This is a genomic window from Cognatundibacterium griseum (genome assembly GCF_014284195.1).
Classification (GTDB): Bacteria; Pseudomonadota; Gammaproteobacteria; order Burkholderiales; family Burkholderiaceae_D; genus Undibacterium; species Undibacterium griseum.
This window is the reverse complement of sequence record NZ_JACOGC010000003.1, coordinates 77,327-96,760: the sequence shown is the minus strand read 5'-3', so window position 1 is coordinate 96,760 and position 19,434 is coordinate 77,327. Positions and strand designations below refer to the sequence as shown.

The following is a 19,434-nucleotide window of genomic DNA, read 5'->3' as shown; positions in this document are numbered from 1 at the left end:
AGTTGGTCGTAGGAAGAATCGGTATTCAGTCGTCAACATTAATCCTTTGTTTTGCCCAATCACAAAATATCAGCTGAGCACGTGTTGAGTTGGAGGTTTTCTTATGCTGAATATCCCGTTATTCATCGACTCTTGTCGCAGAGCACTTGCGCTGCCGCGCCCGGCGCACGCGGTTGAGGAAATCTTGTCTGCCATCGTCGCAGACCCAATAGCGATCGAAGCCACCCTGAAAGTAGAGGAACTGAAACCGGAAGAATCTGCCCGATATGTGTTTTTACACCAATCTCCTGATTTGACAATTCTTCAGGTCAGCATGGCGAGCCGGCTGTTGAGTCCGCCGCACAATCACCTGACTTGGGCGGTGATTGGTTTATACCGAGGTTGCGAGAATAACGTCTTTTATCGTCGGGAGGGCGGGCAGCTCGCGGAAACGCATCGGCAGAATATGGCCGCACCTGACGTGATGATGCTTGCGCCGGATGTGATTCACAGCATTTCTAACCCACTGCCGCAGGCATCCTACAGTATTCATGTATATGGCGGGTCTCTGGCTAATCCGGCGCGTTCGCTTTGGAATCCCTTCACATTGAAAGAGGAGTCGTTTCAGGTTTCTGTCATGCAGACGATTGAACGGGAAATGATGCGCAGGAATGCCGGTTTGATGGATAGTTAATTGTAATCTGAATATCGGCATCCCTCAGACGCTGGCGAACGTCTGGGAGATTGCAAATATCTCTAGCGCATCTGTGGACGCTTTGTTTTGAGTGAACATGAATTGCTGCCGGATTTCTCGGGTGGAAAGGAACCGATCCTTGAGCTGATGTCCAGCGCACCGACTAGTCAGTAGTTTCTGAAAACGGTTCTCGCTTATTCCATTGCGCGCTGATTTCTTCACTAACGAAAGCCGCTCAGAGCCGTTGAATGACTAATATCCTTGCGCTTAGTCTGTGTTCCCACTAAATTGCGTGAAGCTAAGTCGCTGGGCTCCCATGTAGGGATGCCAAGCAACCTTGAGTCTTTCGCGATCTTGTCCCGACAGGGCATACATCACATTCACCGCCAAGTCGCCCACGTGGTATAGCCACGTGGCAAACGCTACCTTGCCCTCCAACTGCGCCGTATGAACGTCGGACCCGCCTGCCATCACAACCGGCAATGGCAGATGGCCAAAGGCAAGGTAAAGGTGCGGATGCGGACGACCGCTCATAATAGCTTCACTGAAAGGCTCGATGTCAATGGGCAATCCGCCCTCGATCACTGCACAACCGAACAGCTTCGTGAAGTACAGGTGCACGAAGCGCATGGAGCGCCGCGTATCGTAGTGGAATAGCGAGTTGGCTCGGAAAGAGCCCTTGGCCAGCAACCTTGGCACTGCCGCGCGCAAATCGCGCGAACAAAGCTCCCAGGCGTAGTCATACGGCTGTGTGCGCGCGCTGTTGCAGGTCAGGCAGATGCGATGCGCGAATTTCAGCGTGTCTGACTTCAGGCGGCCAACACGGATATTGCGACGTCTGGATATACCGGTGAGGTCACTGGCGTGGAAATAGAGCGGGTTGCGCTGAGAGGGCTTTCCGAACAGAGCCTTCAGGTCAGATGCTTTGGTGAGGTGCTCGCGCGTCGCAGCCTCTTCCGCACCACAAATCCAGCATTTCATGGTCACCTTTCTCCGCAGCCTACCGATGCCGAAAACAAACCGCTTGATTCGTCCGCGCGTAACACGTTGATTTATAACGACGCACGGTGCGGCCTTTGCGGACTTCGGGCAACTTCAACATGGCGGTGGTGGAGAGAATAATGGCCTGGAGAAAGTCAAAACAGGCTTTTTCTGGTCACCCAGCCGAACCTCGAAGTCCGCAGAAACCCTCGCAAACATACGGGGGCAAGAAAAATGCCCAACTGTATACGCAGTTGGGCATGGATATTGGTGGAGTCGGCGGGAATCGAACCCGCGTCCAGAAGCACTCTACAGACAGTTCTACATACTTAGTGCTGCCATTTGATTTAATCCTGACGACGCGGACGCACACGCTGCGGCAGGACGAGTTACCTTAAGTTTAATTCTGCGCCAAGTAACCCGGTTCAGAACGATTCCCTATGAATGTCCTTACTGCTGTTGCCAGCCCACCCTAGGGAAGAGGTGGTGTAAGGTTAGCCGGTATTAAGCGGCTAATGCGTACGAGTTATCGTTTGCAGTTATATAGTTCAGATTGTATTTACGAGGTAGTCTGGCCTCGGTATGCCCTGCGCTGCTTTGCAACCCCTGTCGAAACCAGGTCGACCCCAAAGCTTGCTCAAGTATACCCGATATCGGGGTGGTGCTGCAAAAATCAAGAGTGTGCGGCTTGCAAATGTTTGGCGCGGATCAGTTCCAGCAGTTCCAGCGGGCTGTCCACGATCGCAGTGGCCTTCCAGTTTTTGGGTTCCACTGCGCCGCAATAGCCCCAGGCCGCAGCAACGCTGGTCATGCCGGCGGCTTCCGCCGCCTGTATATCGCGCAAATCATCTCCGATATACCAGCAGTATTCTGAGCGTATTCCTAACCTTCGCGCCGCTTCCAGCAGCGGTGCCGGATGCGGTTTCGCATGGGGAGTGGTGTCGCCGGATACGACGCAGCGCGCTTCTTGCAAATCGAGCAAAGGAATCAGTGGATTGGTGAAGCGCATGGCTTTGTTGGTCACAATGCCCCAGCTGATGCCCAGATCATCCAGCCCTCTGAGCAGCGTCCGGACATGATCGAACAGACGGCTATGGATGGCGAGCGCAGATTCGTACTGATTTAAAAATTCAATCCGCATGGGCTCGTAAGTTTCATCTTCCTGGCTGATATTAAAACCGGCACCGAGCAATCCTCTTGCTCCGGCAGAGGCAAACGGTCGCAGGCTGTGGTAGTTCACTGCAGGAAGATTTCTTTTGCTGCGCATGGCATTGATTGCTGCGGCCAGATCCGGTGCGGTATCTGCCAGTGTGCCGTCCAGATCAAATAAGATTGCTTGTGGGATATACATAAAAAACAGAAAGTAATGTGGACAATGATCAGCCGGGACGCTGGCAGGCAATCATGTAGTTCACACTGGTGTCATTGTTCAGTGAGTAAATTTTGGTGAGCGGGTTATAGCTCAATCCTTTCATCGCCTGCAATTCCAGACCGGCATTGCGTACGTCCTGAGATAGCTCGGCCGGAGTGATGAATTTGGCGTAATCATGCGTTCCTTTTGGTAATAGCTGCAGCAAGTATTCTGCTCCGATAACAGCGAACAGGTAGGACTTCGGATTCCTGTTGAGCGTTGAGAAAAAGACGCTTCCACCAGGCTTGACCATCTGCGCACAGGCGCGGATCACGGAGGCCGGATCGGGAACATGCTCCAGCATTTCCATGCAAGTGACGACATCAAACTGTGCCGGTTCCGCTTGCGCCATTTCTTCCGCAGAGATTTTTTGATAGCGGATATTCACTCCGGATTCCAGGCTGTGCAGATCCGCGACTTTTAATGCTTTTTCCGATAAATCAATACCGGTTACCGTAGCGCCTTTTTTTGCCATGGATTCAGCCAGAATACCGCCGCCACAGCCGACATCAATCACCTTTTTGCCATGCAACGGGATGCGCTGATTGATCCACTCAAGCCGCAGCGGATTAATTTCGTGCAAGGGTCGGAATTCTGAGCTGGGATCCCACCAGCGGTGAGCCAGTTCGCTGAATTTCTGGATTTCTGCCGGATCTGCATTCAATGTGGACATGATGTATTTAATCGGAGAGTGCGTGAAACGCAAAAGAGTAAAACCGTATTGTAGGCGAAGGACTGGCCGGAGGCATTACCCGGTGTCAAAGTATGGCCTAAAAACAAGAAACCCCGCCGCAGCGGGGTTTGTGTAAGCAATCAGGTCTGATTACTTAGCGACATTGCGTGTACCAACCACTTCGATTTCAACGCGGCGATTTTTAGCGCGGCCTTCGGAAGTTTTGTTGTCAGCAACTGGCTGTTTCTTGCCCTTGCCTTCAGTGTAAACACGGTTGGCATCGATGCCTTTGCTGACCAGATATGCTTTAACTGCTTCTGCACGGCGTACAGACAGTTTCTGGTTGTATGCATCTGTACCGACAGAGTCAGTATGACCAACAGCAATAACAACTTCCAGGTTGATTGCTTTGAGCTTGGACGCCATGTCATCCAGTTGTGCTTTGCCTTCTGGCTTCAGAACAGACTTGTCGAAGTCGAACAGTGCGCTGGCAGCGAAAGTCACTTTTTCGGAAGTTGGTGCTACCGGAGCTGCTGGTTTAACAGGTGCTGGAGCAGCAACTGGTGCAGGAGCTGGGGCAGGAGCTGGAGCAGCTTCTTTGACCAGAGGAGCATCGCAACCGGCCACTGCGTCAGCAGGTGTCCAGTAGCCTGTACGCCAGCACAGACCGAATGGGTCGCGTGCAATCACGCCACGGCCATCTTGTACGTAACCGCTGGTAGGTGTGTTTGCTTTGATATCTTGTTGTGCAGAAGCGGAAAAGGATGCCACTGCGGACGCTGCGATAACGAGTTTAACTAAATTTTTCATATTATCCTCTCGACTGAGATTGAATTACCGCAGATAAACTGCGCAAATGACTGCATAAAACCAGATGATACCACGTGGTTGATGACATTACTATTTCGTCAAACAGTGAACTGCTATAAATCAACATTGTGCCATAAATTACAATTGTGCCAGACGCATTGCCAATTCGCTTAATACCCTGTTTCCCAATAATGTCGTGTGACGGCAACGGAATTGCAGATTTTTCTTAAAAGAAAAGCATTTGAAGCAGTTTAACCATGCCAGTTTGAGTCCTTTACGTAATTGTTATTTTTGCAGTCCTTTAACTTCAATGACAACGCGCCGGTTCGGTGCCAGACATGCCTGCAATTGTTTTGCCGGAAGATGCTCGTCGCAGGCTTTAATTTGTTGTGTTTTGCCCATGCCCATGGTGTCGATCGTGGTCTTGACTCCCCGGCTGGTGAGATAACTGGCAACAGCATCAGCTCTTTTTTCAGATAGTTTCTGGTTATATTGCTGATTCCCGATCAGATCGGTATGGCCGGTCACGATGATGATATCCAGTTGTGCGCACTGAGCGATCTTGCCGATGACATCCTTGTCAATGCGCTGTCTTGCACCTGTTTTCAGTACGTACTGATTGAAATCAAAGCTCTCGTCATTTTGCAGGGTAATACTGAAATCGCAACGCTTTGGCGCTGGCGCGCTGGCCGCGACCACCGGCGCAGTGACTGCGGCTGCTGGTATGACAACCGCAGGTTTTTCAGGGGAGCTGACGGGTGGGGTCAAAGGACCGTCGCAGCCGGCCACGGCAGCCGGTGTTGTCCAGCTGCCTGTATGCCAGCACAGACCGCTGCCGCTCCGGACGACGGTTGTCCTGCTGTCTTGGGCATAGGCGCCATCCTGCCGGCTAAGAGAAATGTCGCTCTGAGCCCAGACGCTGCCGGTCAGGCAGGCTGCCAAAGCGGATAAGATCAGTTTTGTCATGATAAGTCCCCCTTTGTTGTTGTCGTGAATATTGATTAAATCATGGGTATTGCCTGCCGGTTGTCATCCTGACGACAGTCAGGCAGAGATTTGGCAATGCTGCCCGGAAGGTAAGTTGCATTCTGTACAGTGTTTTACCGGGAATGGCGCTGAAGCACATCACGGCATGCTAGAATCAAACGTTAAACGCCCGAAACATTCCGGAGTTCAGGATGAAAAACAGGGGACTGCCAGTCGCATCCGGCTGTGCCCGCTTATCCAGGATTGGGAGAGTTTTCCTCTGAGTCCGGTCATGGTCGCGTTATCATTCAACCAAGCTTTAATTTGCCAGTCTGCCAATGGATCAATTCGCCAAAGAAACACTCCCGATTTCCCTAGAAGAAGAAATGCGCAAGAGCTACCTCGATTACGCGATGAGCGTCATCGTTGGACGTGCCTTGCCGGACGTGCGTGATGGACTAAAGCCTGTGCATCGTCGTGTTTTGTTTGCCATGCACGAAATGAACAACGTGTATAACCGGCCATTCGTCAAATGCGCACGCGTGGTCGGTGAAGTTATGGGTAAATATCACCCGCATGGCGATGCATCGATTTACGATACGCTGGTGCGCATGGCGCAGGATTTCTCGCTGCGTTATACGCTGGTCGACGGTCAGGGTAACTTTGGTTCGATTGATGGCGATAACGCGGCGGCGATGCGTTATACCGAGTGTCGTCTCGACAAAATTGCGAATGAAATTCTGGCCGATATCGAAAAAGAAACCGTTGATTTTGTTCCTAACTATGATGGCAAGGAAAAAGAACCTTCCGTGCTGCCCACCCGGATTCCGAACCTGCTGATCAACGGCGCATCCGGTATTGCTGTAGGGATGGCGACCAATATTCCTCCGCACAACATTACAGAAATCATCAACGGCGCGCTGCATTTGCTGCGCAATCAGGATTGCTCGGTCGATGAACTGATTGAACTGATTCCCGCACCGGATTTCCCGACCGGTGGCATCATTTACGGCGTATCCGGTGTGCGCGACGGCTATCGTACCGGCCGTGGTCGCGTGGTCATGCGCGCAAAAACGCACTTTGAAGAATTTGGTAAAGACAACCGTACCGCGCTGATCATTGATGAACTGCCATATCAGGTCAATAAGAAATCCTTGCTGGAACGGATTGCGGAGCTGGTGCGCGACAAAAAGCTTGACGGTATTTCCGACATCCGCGATGAATCCGACAAATCCGGCATGCGCGTCGTGATTGAACTCAAGCGCGGCGAAGTACCGGACGTGGTGCTGAACAATCTGTACAAGCAAACGCAATTGCAAGACACCTTCGGTATGAACATGGTGGCACTGGTCAACGGCCAGCCCAAGCTGCTGAACCTGAAAGAAATGCTGTCCTGCTTCCTGTCGCATCGCCGGGAAGTGGTCACGCGCCGTACTGTGTTCGAATTGCGCAAGGCGCGTGAACGTGGTCACGTACTCGAAGGTCTGGCGGTTGCACTGGCGAATATCGATGATTTCATCGCGATCATCAAGGCCGCACCGACGCCGCCGATTGCGAAACAGGAATTGATGACCCGTGCCTGGGACAGCTCGATGGTGCGTGAAATGCTGACGCGTACAGCAGCAGATAATCCTGGCGGCATCGAAGCATTCCGCCCTGAAAATCTGCCTAAGCATTACGGTATTCAGGCTGATGGCATGTATAAGTTGTCGGATGATCAGGCGCAGGAAATTCTGCAGATGCGTCTGCAGCGTCTGACTGGTCTGGAACAGGATAAGATCGTCAACGAATACAAAGATGTAATGGCGGAAATTGCTGATCTGCTCGATATTCTGGCCAAGCCTGAGCGCGTGACCGTGATCATTACCGACGAACTGACACTGGCGCGCAATGAGTACGGCGAGGGTAATAAAGACGTGCGTCGTTCCGAGATCTCGCACAATGCGACCGATCTGGAAACCGAAGACCTGATCACGCCGCAGGATATGGTGGTGACCTTGTCGCACACCGGCTATATGAAGTCCCAGCCTTTGTCCGAATACCGGGCGCAAAAGCGCGGTGGCCGCGGCAAGCAGGCAACGGCAACCAAAGATGACGACTGGATTGAACAATTATTCGTCGCCAATACACATGATTACATCCTCTGCTTCAGCAATCGCGGACGTCTGTACTGGCTGAAAGTCTGGGAAGTGCCGCAAGGCTCACGTACCTCACGCGGCAAGCCGATTGTGAATATGTTCCCGTTGCAGGATGGCGAAAAAATCACGGTGATCCTGCCTTTGTCCGGCGACAACCGCAGCTTCCCGGAAGATCATTACGTGTTCATGGCGACCAGTCTCGGCACGGTCAAGAAAACACCGCTGACCGATTTCAGCAATCCGCGTAAAGCAGGCATCATTGCGGTCGATCTGGATGAGGGCGATTTCCTGATTGGTGCCGCGCTGACCGATGGGCAGCACGACGTGATGCTGTTCTCTGACGCCGGTAAAGCCGTGCGTTTTGATGAAAATGATGTGCGTCCTATGGGGCGTACTGCCCGTGGCGTGCGCGGTATGAATCTGGATGAGGGGCAACAGGTCATCGCCTTGCTGGTGGCAGAAAATGAACAACAGTCTGTCCTGACCGCTACTGAAAACGGCTTCGGCAAACGGACGCCGATCACCGAATATACCCGCCATGGTCGCGGCACCAAGGGCATGATTGCAATCCAGACTTCTGAGCGCAATGGTAAGGTTGTCGCGGCGACACTGGTGGAAACCAGCGATGAAATCATGCTGATTACGACTGGCGGCGTGCTGATCCGCACCCGTGTTTCCGAGATTCGCGAAATGGGCCGCGCAACGCAAGGCGTGACGCTGATCGCTGTGGAAGATGGCACCAAGTTGTCCGGCTTGCAGCGCATTGTCGAAACCGATGCCGATCCCGACAACACTGAAACTGCTGAAGATGGCGATGCCGGCACACTGGAAGCCGGTGTTCCGGAGTGACGTCATGACGACGATTTATAATTTTTCCGCAGGTCCGGCGGTATTGCCAAAAGAAGTATTGCAACAGGCTGCTGCTGAAATGCTGGATTGGCATGGCAGCGGCATGTCGGTGATGGAAATGAGTCACCGCGGCGCCGAATTCATGTCCATTATGGACGCTGCTCAGCGCGACCTGCGTGATCTGCTGGCGATTCCGGCAAATTATCAAATCCTGTTTTTACAGGGCGGCGGCTTGGGTGAAAACGCCATTGTGCCGATGAATCTGATGGGCAAGCGTCCTGATGCGACCATTGATTTTATTCACACCGGCTCATGGAGCGGGAAGTCGATCAAGGAAGCGCAAAAATACGGCAAAGTGAATGTGGCTGCATCTGCCGCTGCCAGCGGATTTACCACGATTCCACCGCGTGCTGACTGGAACCTGACGCCGGATGCGGCATATGTGCATATCTGCACCAATGAAACCATCGATGGCGTTGAATTTCAGTTTGCGCCTGAGATCGCGGCGGATACAAATGGTGCGCCGTTAGTGGTGGATATGTCTTCGCATATCCTGTCGCGTGAAATTGATGTATCGAAATACGATGTGATCTTTGGCGGTGCACAGAAAAATATCGGACCTGCCGGTCTCACGATTGCGATTGTGCGCGAGGATTTGCTGGGTCACAGTTTGCCGGTCTGTCCGTCCGCCTTTGACTGGAAAATCATCGCCGACAACGGTTCTATGTACAACACGCCACCGACGTATGCAATTTATATCGCCGGTCTGGTGTTCCAATGGCTGAAGCGTCAGGGCGGTGTCGCCGCGATGGAGCAGAAAAATATCGCGAAAGCGAAGCTGCTTTACGATTATCTCGACTCCACGGATTTCTATGAAAACCGGGTAGAGAAAAACAGCCGTTCGCGGATGAATGTGCCGTTTTTCCTGAAAGACGAAAGTCTGAACGCTGCTTTTCTGGCGCAAGCCAAAGCCAGCGGTTTGTTGCAGTTAAAAGGGCATAAATCGGTCGGTGGTATGCGCGCTTCGATTTATAACGCTATGCCAATTGAAGGCGTACAGGCGTTAGTCAGTTTTATGCAGGAATTTGCCCGCCAGCATTCCTGATTTCTGCTTGCTTCTCCGTCAGCCCTTTCTGAGCATGGCACAACACCATCACCTGGAAACCGTGGCGCTGACGGACCGGATCACAAGCCCGGCAGTAAGCATACAGCAGCCTATGGCTCAGGCGTTGCAATGTGCGGCGACGCATATCGCTCTTTTTTGTAACGCCTTGCGCTATCCAAACAAACACGGTTTTTAGGTAAAGTATGAGCGACAATAAATTACTCCCCCTGCGCATCAAGATTGATGCGATTGATGCCCAGATTCTCGATTTGCTGAACCAGCGCGCCCGCGTCGCCGAAGAAGTCGGCCATGTGAAAGCAGAAACTAATGCACCAGTGTTTCGTCCTGAGCGCGAGGCACAGGTATTGCGCGGCGTGGCTGAGCGCAATCCCGGCCCTTTGCTGAATGAAGATATCCAGCTGATTTTCCGCGAAATCATGTCCGCCTGTCGCGCGCTGGAACGGCGCGTGGTGGTGGCATTTTTAGGTCCGGTCGGGACCTTCAGCGAACAGGCCGTGTACAAGCAGTTTGGTCATGCGATTCAGGCTTTGCCTTGCGTTTCGATTGATGAGGTATTTCGTGCAACCGAAGCGGGCACGGCAGATTTCGGCGTCGTGCCGATTGAAAATTCATCCGAAGGTGCGATTAACCGCACGCTGGATCTGCTGCTGCAAACCAGTCTGGCGATCAGTGGTGAACTGGCGATTCCGGTCCAGCACAGTCTGATGAGCAAATCCGGCAACATGGAAGGCGTCAGCCGCATCTGCGCGCATTCGCAAGCACTGGCGCAGTGTCAGGCCTGGCTGAATCAGCATTATCCGCACATCGAACGTCAGGCCGTGGCATCCAATGCCGAAGCTGCGCGCATGGCAAGCGGCGACTATACCGTTGCTGCGATTGCCAGTGAAATCGCCGGTACCCAATATAACCTCGGCATCGTCAGCGCGCATATTCAGGATGATCCGCATAACCGCACACGCTTTGCGGTGATTGGCCGTCTGCACACCACGCCGAGCGGCAAAGACCAGACCTCCATCGTGCTGGCGACGCCGAACAAGGCGGGTGCTGTGTACGATCTGCTGGCACCCTTATCCAAGCATGGCGTTTCGATGACCCGATTTGAATCGCGTCCGGCACGCACCGGTAACTGGGAATATTATTTCTATGTCGATGTCGAAGGGCATGTCATGGATGAAAAGGTTGCCGCTGCCATGTCCGAACTCAATGCGAAGGCGGCTTTCTTCAAAGTCCTGGGTTCCTATCCCTGCACGTTGTGAGATCGTGATGCCGAACGTGTCGAATGTTTTTAAACGTGTTGCGATTTTTGGCGTTGGTCTGATCGGCGGCTCGTTTGCGCTGGCCTTGAAAAAAGCTGGCGCTGCAGAGCATATTGTTGGTGTAGGACGCAGCCAGGCTTCGCTGGAACGCGCTTTGCAGCTCGGTATCATTGACAGTATTGCGACGTCTGCGGAAGCGGCAGTCAAAGACGCTGATCTGATATTGATTGCCGCGCCGGTCGCGCAGACGCAGGCGATACTGAGTGCGATACAGCCGCATTTACAGCCTGTGACGATTGTCACTGATGCCGGTAGCACCAAGTCGGATGTAGTGCTGGCCGCCCGTGCCGCACTCGGTGCCAGGCTTGCCCAGTTTGTGCCTGCGCATCCGATTGCGGGACGTGAGCTGAATGGGCCGGAAGCGGCGCTGACCGATTTATACGCAGGTAAAAAAACGGTGATTACCCGTTTGCCGGAAAACAGCGATGCCGATGTCGCGCGTGTTGCCTGGGCCTGGGAGCAATGCGGTGCCATCATCCATTATCTGGAGCCGGAGCGGCACGACGCCGTGTTTGCCGCAGTCAGCCATTTGCCGCATTTGCTGGCGTATGCGCTGGTCGATGATATTGCGCGTAAACCCCATGCCGACTTGTTGTTCCAGTATGCTGCCAGCGGTTTTCGTGACTTCACGCGGATTGCCGGATCGTCGCCCGAAATGTGGCGTGATATCACGTTGGCAAACCGGCAGGCGATGCTGCAGGAACTCGATTCCTACACTGCGCGTTTGCAGGTGTTGCGCGAATGCCTGCTGACTGCGGATGCGACGGGTATTGAAGGTATTTATGCCAATGCACAGAAGGCACGGCATAACTGGATCAGCGCGATTGAAGCAGCTGAAAAACAGCAGCGCGAGGGCGGTGACTGAGCAAAATAGGGCGCATCCGGCATCACCGCTCTGGATGACAGAAGTATCCAGGGTTGTTGCCGATGCAGTTGCCACTCCGGTATCAAGACGTAATATCCGATTTAGTATCTTATTCAAGATCAGATGACCATGACAAAACACAGCAAACATTATCCGCATTACCTCGATCTGCAACCGGTCATGCAGGTGCAGGGAACGGTGCGGTTGCCCGGTTCCAAAAGTATCTCAAACCGCACGCTGCTGTTGGCGGCCTTATCGGAAGGCGTGACTGAAATCAAAGACTTGCTGGCTTCTGACGATACGCTGGTGATGCTGAATGCCTTGCAAAAACTCGGCGTGCACTGGGAGCAGGAAGGTGATACGCAGAATTATCGTGTGCATGGCGTGAAAGGTCATTTTCCGCAGCAGCATGCCGATCTGTTTATGGGCAACGCGGGTACTGCCATTCGTCCGCTGGTCGCTGCGCTGGCGGTGCTGGGCGGCGATTACACGGTGCATGGCGTACCCCGCATGCATGAGCGTCCTATCGGTGATCTGGTGGATGCGCTGAATGCGGCGGGTGCGCAGATCGATTACACCGGCAATCCTGGGTATCCACCGTTACATATTCATCGTGGTCATCTGCATGCGCAGGAATTGCAGGTCAAGGGCAATGTTTCCAGCCAGTTTCTGACCGCTTTGCTGATGGCGGCACCGCTGATGGCCGTCACGCATGATGTGCGCATTCAGGTGATTGGCGAGCTGATTTCCAAGCCCTATATCGAAATCACGCTGAACCTGATGGCGCGCTTTGGTGTGACGGTGGAGCGCGACGGCTGGCAGGCATTCACCATCAAAGCCGGTCAGCATTATGTGTCGCCGGGCGTGATTCATGTCGAGGGAGATGCCTCGTCGGCGTCGTATTTCCTGGCAGCCGGCGCGATTGCAGGCGGCCCAGTGCGTGTGGAGGGCGTCGGACGTGACAGCATTCAGGGTGATGTGCGTTTTGCCGAAGCGCTGGAAAAAATGGGCGCGATCATTACCCGTGGCGATAACTGGATCGAAGCCCGTTCCGGCGGGGTGTTGCAGGCCATCGACATGGATTTCAATCATATTCCGGATGCGGCCATGACGATTGCGGTCGCTGCTTTGTACGCCAATGGCCCGACCACGCTGCGCAATATTGCCAGCTGGCGCGTGAAGGAAACCGACCGTTTGTCGGCGATGGCAACCGAGTTGCGCAAAGTGGGTGCTACAGTGGAGGAAGGGGCGGATTACATGGTCGTCACGCCGCCGGAGCAGATTTTGCCTGCCAGTATTGCGACCTATGATGATCACCGCATGGCGATGTGCTTTTCGCTCGCCAGTCTGGATGGCAAAGCACGACGTGGTGCTGTGATGCGGATCAATGACCCTCAGTGCGTGGCGAAAACTTTCCCGGATTATTTTGACGTATTTGCTCAAATTGACCACCGTGAGCTGTTTTAATACTCCTCCCAGTATATTTTGCAGCCCTTTATTGATATAGGCGAGAGCCGCAATTTTGAGGATACTCCCTGAAATGAACCAAAATCCTATAGTAATTACGATTGATGGACCAACAGCGTCCGGCAAGGGAACGGTTGCGCATCGGGTGGCAAAGCATCTGGGCTTTCAGTATCTGGATTCCGGTGCGCTGTACCGTTTGACCGCCTTGCTGGCGATCTGGCGTCAAGTCGACCTGGAAGACGAGTCTGCCGTTGCTGCACTCGCAAGAAGCTTGCCGTGCCGTTTTCAACACGGCCATGTGTTGCTGGATGGGCAAGATGTGACCGACGCCGTGCGAGCGGAGGCCATTGGTGTGGCGGCGTCGCGTATTGCAGTGTTGCCCGCTGTGCGTCAGGCACTGACTGACCTGCAAGTCTCATTCCGCCAGCCCCCCGGACTGGTGGCGGACGGGCGCGATATGGGTACTGTGATCTTTCCTGATGCTAATTTAAAAATATTTCTGACCGCCAGCGCCGAAGCCAGGGCGCAGCGCCGATATAAGCAATTGATTGAAAAGGGAATTCCTGCTAATATGGAAGACTTGGTAAAAGATTTGACGGAACGTGATGCAAGGGACAGTGCCCGCGCAACCGCTCCCCTCAAACCTGCGCCAGATGCACAGATTCTGGATACTTCTGAAATGACCGCAGATCAGGCGGTGCAGCAAGTGCTGGAATGGTATGCAAATGCACAGAAAACCTGAAGCTGATTCGTGACTGGCTGATTCATTCACAGACAGTATCCGGTCTTTTGTGCAGGTAAGTCCCTTGAATAAAGCAAGTTTATTCAGGGGTTGTTCAACCTAACCCGGTAAATGGCGCCTTTGCACCGTTCCGGCTAACTCGTAAATATTATGTCTACTGTATTCATGTCCCAAGATTTCGCAACCGGTGCAGACAGCTTCGCAGCTTTGTTCGAAGAGTCCCTGTCACGTCAGGATATGCGTTCCGGTGAAGTGATTTCTGCTGAAGTCGTTCGTATCGACCACAACTTCGTGATCGTGAACGCAGGCTTGAAGTCTGAAGCCTTCATCCCTGTTGAAGAATTCAAAAACGACCAGGGCGACCTGGAAGTGAATATCGGCGATTTCGTTTCCGTAGCGATTGACTCGCTGGAAAACGGTTTCGGCGACACCATCCTGTCCCGTGACAAAGCAAAACGTCTGGCATCCTGGCTCGCGCTGGAAAAAGCGCTGGAGTCTGGCGAGATCGTCACTGGTACAGTTAATGGCAAAGTTAAAGGTGGTCTGACTGTTCTGACGAACGGCATCCGCGCTTTCCTGCCAGGTTCTTTGGTTGACACACGCCCAGTGAAGGATACAACTCCTTACGAAGGCAAAACCATGGAATTCAAGGTTATCAAGCTCGATCGTAAGCGTAACAACGTTGTGCTGTCCCGTCGCGCTGTGGTTGAAGCGTCCATGGGCGAAGAGCGTCAGAAGCTGATGGAAACCCTGAAAGAAGGTACAGTGGTTACTGGTGTTGTTAAAAACATCACTGACTACGGCGCGTTCGTTGATCTGGGCGGTATCGATGGCTTGTTGCACATCACTGATCTGGCATGGCGTCGTGTACGTCACCCTTCCGAGGTGTTGACAGTTGGTCAGGAAATCACTGCAAAAGTATTGAAATTCGACCAAGAGAAAAACCGTGTTTCCCTGGGCGTAAAACAACTGGGCGACGACCCATGGACAGGTTTGTCCCGTCGTTACCCAGCGAACACACGTCTGTTCGGTAAAGTAACGAACCTGACCGACTACGGCGCATTCGTTGAAGTTGAACAAGGTATCGAAGGTCTGGTTCACGTTTCCGAAATGGACTGGACGAACAAAAACGTTGCACCAAACAAAGTTGTTCAATTGGGCGACGAAGTGGAAGTCATGGTTCTGGAAATCGACGAAGAACGTCGTCGTATCAGCCTGGGCATGAAACAGTGCAAAGCCAATCCTTGGGATGATTTCGCGATCAACCACAAGAAGGGTGACAAAGTTCGCGGCGCGATCAAGTCCATCACTGATTTTGGCGTATTTATCGGTTTGTCTGGCAACATCGACGGTCTGGTTCATTTGTCTGACCTGTCCTGGAACGAAACTGGCGAAGAAGCAGTTCGCAAGTTCAAGAAAGGTGACGAACTGGAAGCGGTTGTTCTGGCCATCGACGTTGAGCGTGAGCGCGTTTCCCTGGGCGTTAAGCAATTGGAAGGCGACCCATTCAACAACTACTGCGCAATGAACGACAAAGGTGCAGTGGTGACAGGTACAGTGAAATCTGTTGAGCCAAAAGGCGCAGTGATTCAGCTGGCTGACGACGTTGAAGGCTATCTGCGTGCATCCGAAATCTCTCGCGATCGCGTGGAAGATGCCGGTACTCACCTGAAAGTCGGCGACAGCGTTGAAGCGCTGGTATTGAACATTGACCGCAAGGCACGTTCTATCCAGTTGTCTGTCAAGGCAAAAGATTCTGCCGATACACAGGAAGCCATGCAAAAAATGTCTACCGACGCTAACGCTGCATCCGGCACAACCAGCCTGGGCGCATTGTTGAAGGCGAAGCTCGACAACAAAAACTAAGCTCAATCTCAGTCATCAGGTTTTATAAAATATGACGAAGTCGGAGCTGATAGCTCGTCTGGCGGAGCGCTATCCACAACTGGTTGCGAAAGATGTGGATATCGCTGTCAAAACCATTCTGGATGCGATGTCGGATGCACTGGCAACAGGGCAGCGCATTGAAATTCGCGGTTTTGGCAGTTTTGCTCTCAACAGTCGTCCGCCACGTATTGGCCGCAATCCTAAGTCCGGGGATAAAGTGATGGTGCCTGAAAAGCGGGTGCCGCATTTTAAGCCGGGCAAAGAATTGCGGGAACGGGTGGATGCGATGGTTGGGCAGCCTATACACGATGATTAGACGAGGCATCGCGCCTCGTGATTGACGCACCATAAAAACGGTATACCGGTTTCCCCGGTATGCCGTTTTTTTTCAGTACAATGTATCGTTTGCCGGAAGCGTGACTTAATGCTAAGTTAGCCGCGTATACGCTGTTACACGATAAGGATGCCCCATGAAATACCTCTCCAGACTGATTGCCGCAATATTGTTCATTATCTTTTTTGGTTTTGCCCTGAAAAATGATCAGATCGTGACTTTGCAGTATTTCTTCGGTTACCAGCAATCTGCCCCGCTGGTGATTATGCTGCTCGCATTTTTTGTCGGTGGCGCAGTGTTGGGAGCACTGGCAATGGTGCCCATGATTTTCAGGCATCGCCGGGATTTGTCCCGGCATAAGAAAACACTGGCAGAAATCCAGAAAGAACGAGATGCAGTGCAGCAAGCGGGGACACAGGCGCCACAGCCTGATAACATTCAGCAATAATGCAAAATGTTGATGAACCAGGCCGGTATCTGCCGGACCAGTTCAGGTGATAAGAATAAAACTCTGTTGTCAGTCCCATGCCCAGAGTTGGGTTGCGAAAGAATATAAGAAAAAATGGAATTTGAAATTTGGTGGCTGCTGGGGATTCCCCTGTTTTTTACACTGGGCTGGATGGCTGCGCGGATCGATATCCGGCAACTTCTCTCGGAATCCAGAAGTTTGCCGCGAGGTTACTTCAAAGGATTGAATTTCCTGCTCAATGAGCAGCCGGACAAGGCGATTGATGCCTTCATCGATATTGTCAGGCTCGACCCGGAAGCTGTTGAATTGCATTTTGCACTGGGCAACCTGTTTCGCCGCCGAGGTGAGACCGAACGTGCGATCCGGGTGCATCAGAATTTGCTGTCGCGCCCTGATTTGCCTGCTGACCAGAAAACCCAGGCCATGTTTGAACTGGGGCAGGACTACCTGAAAGCAGGATTACTGGATCGGGCAGAGGAAACTTTCCATCAGTTAATTTCCGGTCCGCATGAAGCTCCGGCACGGCGAGCACTCCTGGAAATCTATCAGCGTGAAAAGGAGTGGGCCCGTGCGATTGATGCTGCTTATGCGTTGCAAGAGGCAGGTGCCGGCGGACGTCAGAAGGAAATTGCGCAGTTTTATTGTGAGATTGCGCAGGACGAACTGGTTCGCGCCAATACCGAACAAGCCTTGACGATGCTGGATAAGGCACTGGCGACAGACCGCCATAGTGTCCGAGCCGTGATTCTCACTGGCGATGTCTATCAATCTACCGGCGATACTGAAAAAGCAGTCACGACCTGGCGTCGTGTGGAACAGCAAAGCGTGCCGCATGTCGCCCTGGTGGCGCAACGCCTGATGGATGGTTACCGCAAGCTGGAGCGGCCACAGGAAGGGCTGAATCTGCTGAAGACTTATCTGGAAGAAGCGCCCTCGATTGATCTGCTGGAAGTCGTATTCAAGGCGATGGTGGAGCTGGATGGGGTGGATGCCGCGAATCAGCTGGTCAGTGATGAATTACGCCGCACGCCGACATTGCTGGGTCTGGATAAATTGCTGGACGCGCGCTTAATGACGGCACCGCCGGAAGTCCGGCCTGAGCTGGGAATGGTCAAAAATCTGGTGCACGGTTATGCACAGAAACTGGCTCGTTACCAGTGTTCGCATTGCGGCTTCAAGGCACGTCAGTTTTACTGGCATTGCCCCGGTTGCAGCCGCTGGGAAACTTATCCTCCGCGCCGTACAGAAGAATTGAATGTGATGAATTAACCGATGATGCCGGGTGGCGCAAGGATATGCTTTCTGCCGCTCCGGCATGATGGATTTTTTAAGATTGTGATCGCAAAATGAAAATTACTATTATTGGTACCGGTTATGTGGGGCTCGTGACGGGAGCCTGTCTGGCTGAGCTGGGAAACGACGTATTTTGCCTGGACGTGGATCAGAGCAAGATCGATATTCTGAATAATGGCGGCATCCCGATTCATGAACCCGGTCTGGAAGAAATCGTTGCGCGGAATCGTGCAGCCGGCCGGATACGTTTTTCCACAGATATTGAGGCCAGCGTGACGCATGGCGATGTTCAGTTTATTGCCGTCGGCACACCACCGGATGAGGATGGTTCTGCCGACCTCAAGTATGTGCTGGCAGCAGCGCGGAACATTGGCAAATACATGACGGGTTTTAAAGTCGTCGTCGATAAATCGACGGTTCCGGTCGGTACCGCAGACCGTGTCAGTGCGGCATTGCGTGAGGAACTGGCAGTACGCCAGAGTCATGCGGATTTCTCAGTGGTTTCCAATCCGGAATTTCTGAAAGAAGGCGCCGCAGTAGAAGATTTCATGCGTCCGGATCGTATTGTGATTGGCTGCGATTCTTCTGCGCAGGGCGATAAAGCGCGCAACATGATGAAAAAACTCTATGCGCCTTTTAACCGGAATCATGAACGGACTTTCTGGATGGATGTGCGTTCAGCTGAATTCACCAAATATGCCGCCAATGCAATGCTGGCAACCCGAATTTCCTTCATGAATGAGCTGGCGAATCTGGCTGATCATGTCGGTGCCGATATCGAGGCCGTGCGTCATGGGATTGGCTCTGACCCACGCATCGGACACAGTTTTTTATACGCCGGCTGCGGTTACGGCGGCTCTTGCTTTCCCAAAGATGTACAGGCGCTGGAGCGCACAGCACAGGATTACGGGCTGAATTTACTGATTCTGAATGCGGTTGAGGCGGTGAATGCAAGGCAAAAACAGATTCTCGGAAATAAAATTCTGAAGCGTTTTGATAACAAACTGGTCGGCAAACATTTTGCCATCTGGGGACTCGCATTCAAGCCGAATACGGATGATATGCGCGCCGCGTCTTCCCGTGTGTTGCTGGGAGAATTGCTGCGCAGCGGTGCAACTGTCGCTGTTTACGATCCGGTATCCATGGCCGAGGCAAGAAGGGTGTTTGAACTCGATTTTTACGACGCACCGGAATTGCTCGACGCAATCCGTTACGCTTCCAGCCCGATGGATGCGCTGGATCAGGCTGATGCACTTGCGATTGTGACGGAGTGGAAAGCATTTCGCAGTCCTGATTTTGATCAGCTTAAGGCACGCCTGAAGCAGCCTGTGATTTTCGATGGCCGCAATTTGTTTGACCCGACAGTCATGAATGAACTGGGAATCGAATATCACGGTATTGGCCGCTCGGTTCTGACACATAAATAACAAGAAT

17 protein-coding genes and 1 other RNA gene are annotated in these 19,434 nt (G+C 52.8%); 12 read left to right on the top strand and 6 right to left on the bottom strand.

The features are described from left to right. The first annotated feature begins 103 nt into the window (after window positions 1–103). Entirely contained in the window at window positions 104–673 is a 570-nt protein-coding gene (locus tag H8K27_RS08735; protein WP_186862806.1) for a hypothetical protein, read from the top strand. 267 nt (window positions 674–940) lie between these two features. Here the strand turns inward: H8K27_RS08735 and H8K27_RS08730 are convergent, their stop codons facing one another. The 6 genes from H8K27_RS08730 to H8K27_RS08705 form a co-directional block, all read right to left on the bottom strand. Further along, complete coding sequence (locus H8K27_RS08730) at window positions 941–1,654, bottom strand: hypothetical protein (protein WP_186862805.1); 714 nt, start codon at window positions 1,652–1,654, stop codon at window positions 941–943. A gap of 268 nt (window positions 1,655–1,922) precedes the next feature. Then, window positions 1,923–2,282, bottom strand: a transfer-messenger RNA (tmRNA) gene (ssrA, locus tag H8K27_RS08725). Between the two features lie 45 nt (window positions 2,283–2,327). After that, complete coding sequence (locus tag H8K27_RS08720) at window positions 2,328–3,005, bottom strand: HAD family hydrolase (protein ID WP_186862804.1); 678 nt, start codon at window positions 3,003–3,005, stop codon at window positions 2,328–2,330. A gap of 28 nt (window positions 3,006–3,033) precedes the next feature. Next, window positions 3,034–3,738, bottom strand: coding sequence for a bifunctional 2-polyprenyl-6-hydroxyphenol methylase/3-demethylubiquinol 3-O-methyltransferase UbiG (ubiG, locus tag H8K27_RS08715; protein ID WP_186862803.1), 705 nt, complete (start codon window positions 3,736–3,738; stop codon window positions 3,034–3,036). Window positions 3,739–3,888: 150 nt separating this feature from the next. Beyond that, the gene (gene ompA / locus H8K27_RS08710; protein WP_186862802.1) at window positions 3,889–4,548 is read right to left on the bottom strand and encodes an outer membrane protein OmpA; all 660 of its coding nucleotides are present in this window, start codon (window positions 4,546–4,548) and stop codon (window positions 3,889–3,891) included. Between the two features lie 285 nt (window positions 4,549–4,833). After that, a complete protein-coding gene (locus H8K27_RS08705; RefSeq protein WP_186862801.1) occupies window positions 4,834–5,514 on the bottom strand; it encodes an OmpA family protein in 681 nt (226 codons plus the stop codon). A 338-nt stretch (window positions 5,515–5,852) separates the two neighbouring features. Here H8K27_RS08705 and gyrA point away from each other — a divergent pair, with 338 nt between their 5' ends. The 11 genes from gyrA (at window position 5,853) to H8K27_RS08650 (ending at window position 19,427) form a co-directional block, all read left to right on the top strand. Then, window positions 5,853–8,501 (top strand): DNA gyrase subunit A, encoded by a 2,649-nt coding sequence (gene gyrA / locus H8K27_RS08700; protein ID WP_186862800.1) that lies wholly within the window; start codon window positions 5,853–5,855, stop codon window positions 8,499–8,501. A gap of 4 nt (window positions 8,502–8,505) precedes the next feature. Next, window positions 8,506–9,606 carry a 3-phosphoserine/phosphohydroxythreonine transaminase gene (gene serC, locus H8K27_RS08695; protein WP_186862799.1) on the top strand — a complete coding sequence of 367 codons (1,101 nt, stop codon included), beginning with the start codon at window positions 8,506–8,508 and terminating at the stop codon, window positions 9,604–9,606. Window positions 9,607–9,809: 203 nt separating this feature from the next. Further along, window positions 9,810–10,883 carry a prephenate dehydratase gene (gene pheA, locus H8K27_RS08690; RefSeq protein ID WP_186862798.1) on the top strand — a complete coding sequence of 358 codons (1,074 nt, stop codon included), beginning with the start codon at window positions 9,810–9,812 and terminating at the stop codon, window positions 10,881–10,883. Window positions 10,884–10,890: 7 nt separating this feature from the next. Next, the gene (locus H8K27_RS08685; RefSeq protein WP_186862797.1) at window positions 10,891–11,808 is read left to right on the top strand and encodes a prephenate dehydrogenase; all 918 of its coding nucleotides are present in this window, start codon (window positions 10,891–10,893) and stop codon (window positions 11,806–11,808) included. Between the two features lie 129 nt (window positions 11,809–11,937). After that, window positions 11,938–13,275, top strand: coding sequence for a 3-phosphoshikimate 1-carboxyvinyltransferase (aroA, locus tag H8K27_RS08680; RefSeq protein WP_186862796.1), 1,338 nt, complete (start codon window positions 11,938–11,940; stop codon window positions 13,273–13,275). Window positions 13,276–13,348: 73 nt separating this feature from the next. Continuing rightward, on the top strand, window positions 13,349–14,017 hold the full coding sequence (gene cmk / locus H8K27_RS08675) for a (d)CMP kinase (RefSeq protein ID WP_186862795.1): 669 nt from the start codon (window positions 13,349–13,351) through the stop codon (window positions 14,015–14,017). 165 nt (window positions 14,018–14,182) lie between these two features. Then, window positions 14,183–15,883 carry a 30S ribosomal protein S1 gene (rpsA, locus tag H8K27_RS08670; RefSeq protein WP_176802603.1) on the top strand — a complete coding sequence of 567 codons (1,701 nt, stop codon included), beginning with the start codon at window positions 14,183–14,185 and terminating at the stop codon, window positions 15,881–15,883. A gap of 31 nt (window positions 15,884–15,914) precedes the next feature. Continuing rightward, window positions 15,915–16,220: an integration host factor subunit beta gene (locus H8K27_RS08665; protein ID WP_110256992.1), complete on the top strand. Its 306-nt coding sequence runs from the start codon at window positions 15,915–15,917 to the stop codon at window positions 16,218–16,220. A 154-nt stretch (window positions 16,221–16,374) separates the two neighbouring features. Further along, a complete protein-coding gene (locus H8K27_RS08660) occupies window positions 16,375–16,686 on the top strand; it encodes a LapA family protein (protein ID WP_176802602.1) in 312 nt (103 codons plus the stop codon). Between the two features lie 114 nt (window positions 16,687–16,800). Beyond that, entirely contained in the window at window positions 16,801–17,976 is a 1,176-nt protein-coding gene (gene lapB, locus H8K27_RS08655; protein WP_186862794.1) for a lipopolysaccharide assembly protein LapB, read from the top strand. Window positions 17,977–18,053: 77 nt separating this feature from the next. Further along, window positions 18,054–19,427: a UDP-glucose dehydrogenase family protein gene (locus H8K27_RS08650; RefSeq protein WP_186862793.1), complete on the top strand. Its 1,374-nt coding sequence runs from the start codon at window positions 18,054–18,056 to the stop codon at window positions 19,425–19,427. Window positions 19,428–19,434: the final 7 nt, after the last annotated feature.

Coding starts and splice junctions, on each gene's coding strand:
- H8K27_RS08735 (WP_186862806.1), top strand. CDS start 104: ATGCTGAATATCCCGTTATTCATCGACTCTTGTCGCAGAGCACTTGCG.
- H8K27_RS08730 (WP_186862805.1), bottom strand. CDS start 1,654: ATGAAATGCTGGATTTGTGGTGCGGAAGAGGCTGCGACGCGCGAGCAC.
- H8K27_RS08720 (WP_186862804.1), bottom strand. CDS start 3,005: ATGTATATCCCACAAGCAATCTTATTTGATCTGGACGGCACACTGGCA.
- ubiG (WP_186862803.1), bottom strand. CDS start 3,738: ATGTCCACATTGAATGCAGATCCGGCAGAAATCCAGAAATTCAGCGAA.
- ompA (WP_186862802.1), bottom strand. CDS start 4,548: ATGAAAAATTTAGTTAAACTCGTTATCGCAGCGTCCGCAGTGGCATCC.
- H8K27_RS08705 (WP_186862801.1), bottom strand. CDS start 5,514: ATGACAAAACTGATCTTATCCGCTTTGGCAGCCTGCCTGACCGGCAGC.
- gyrA (WP_186862800.1), top strand. CDS start 5,853: ATGGATCAATTCGCCAAAGAAACACTCCCGATTTCCCTAGAAGAAGAA.
- serC (WP_186862799.1), top strand. CDS start 8,506: ATGACGACGATTTATAATTTTTCCGCAGGTCCGGCGGTATTGCCAAAA.
- pheA (WP_186862798.1), top strand. CDS start 9,810: ATGAGCGACAATAAATTACTCCCCCTGCGCATCAAGATTGATGCGATT.
- H8K27_RS08685 (WP_186862797.1), top strand. CDS start 10,891: ATGCCGAACGTGTCGAATGTTTTTAAACGTGTTGCGATTTTTGGCGTT.
- aroA (WP_186862796.1), top strand. CDS start 11,938: ATGACAAAACACAGCAAACATTATCCGCATTACCTCGATCTGCAACCG.
- cmk (WP_186862795.1), top strand. CDS start 13,349: ATGAACCAAAATCCTATAGTAATTACGATTGATGGACCAACAGCGTCC.
- rpsA (WP_176802603.1), top strand. CDS start 14,183: ATGTCCCAAGATTTCGCAACCGGTGCAGACAGCTTCGCAGCTTTGTTC.
- H8K27_RS08665 (WP_110256992.1), top strand. CDS start 15,915: ATGACGAAGTCGGAGCTGATAGCTCGTCTGGCGGAGCGCTATCCACAA.
- H8K27_RS08660 (WP_176802602.1), top strand. CDS start 16,375: ATGAAATACCTCTCCAGACTGATTGCCGCAATATTGTTCATTATCTTT.
- lapB (WP_186862794.1), top strand. CDS start 16,801: ATGGAATTTGAAATTTGGTGGCTGCTGGGGATTCCCCTGTTTTTTACA.
- H8K27_RS08650 (WP_186862793.1), top strand. CDS start 18,054: ATGAAAATTACTATTATTGGTACCGGTTATGTGGGGCTCGTGACGGGA.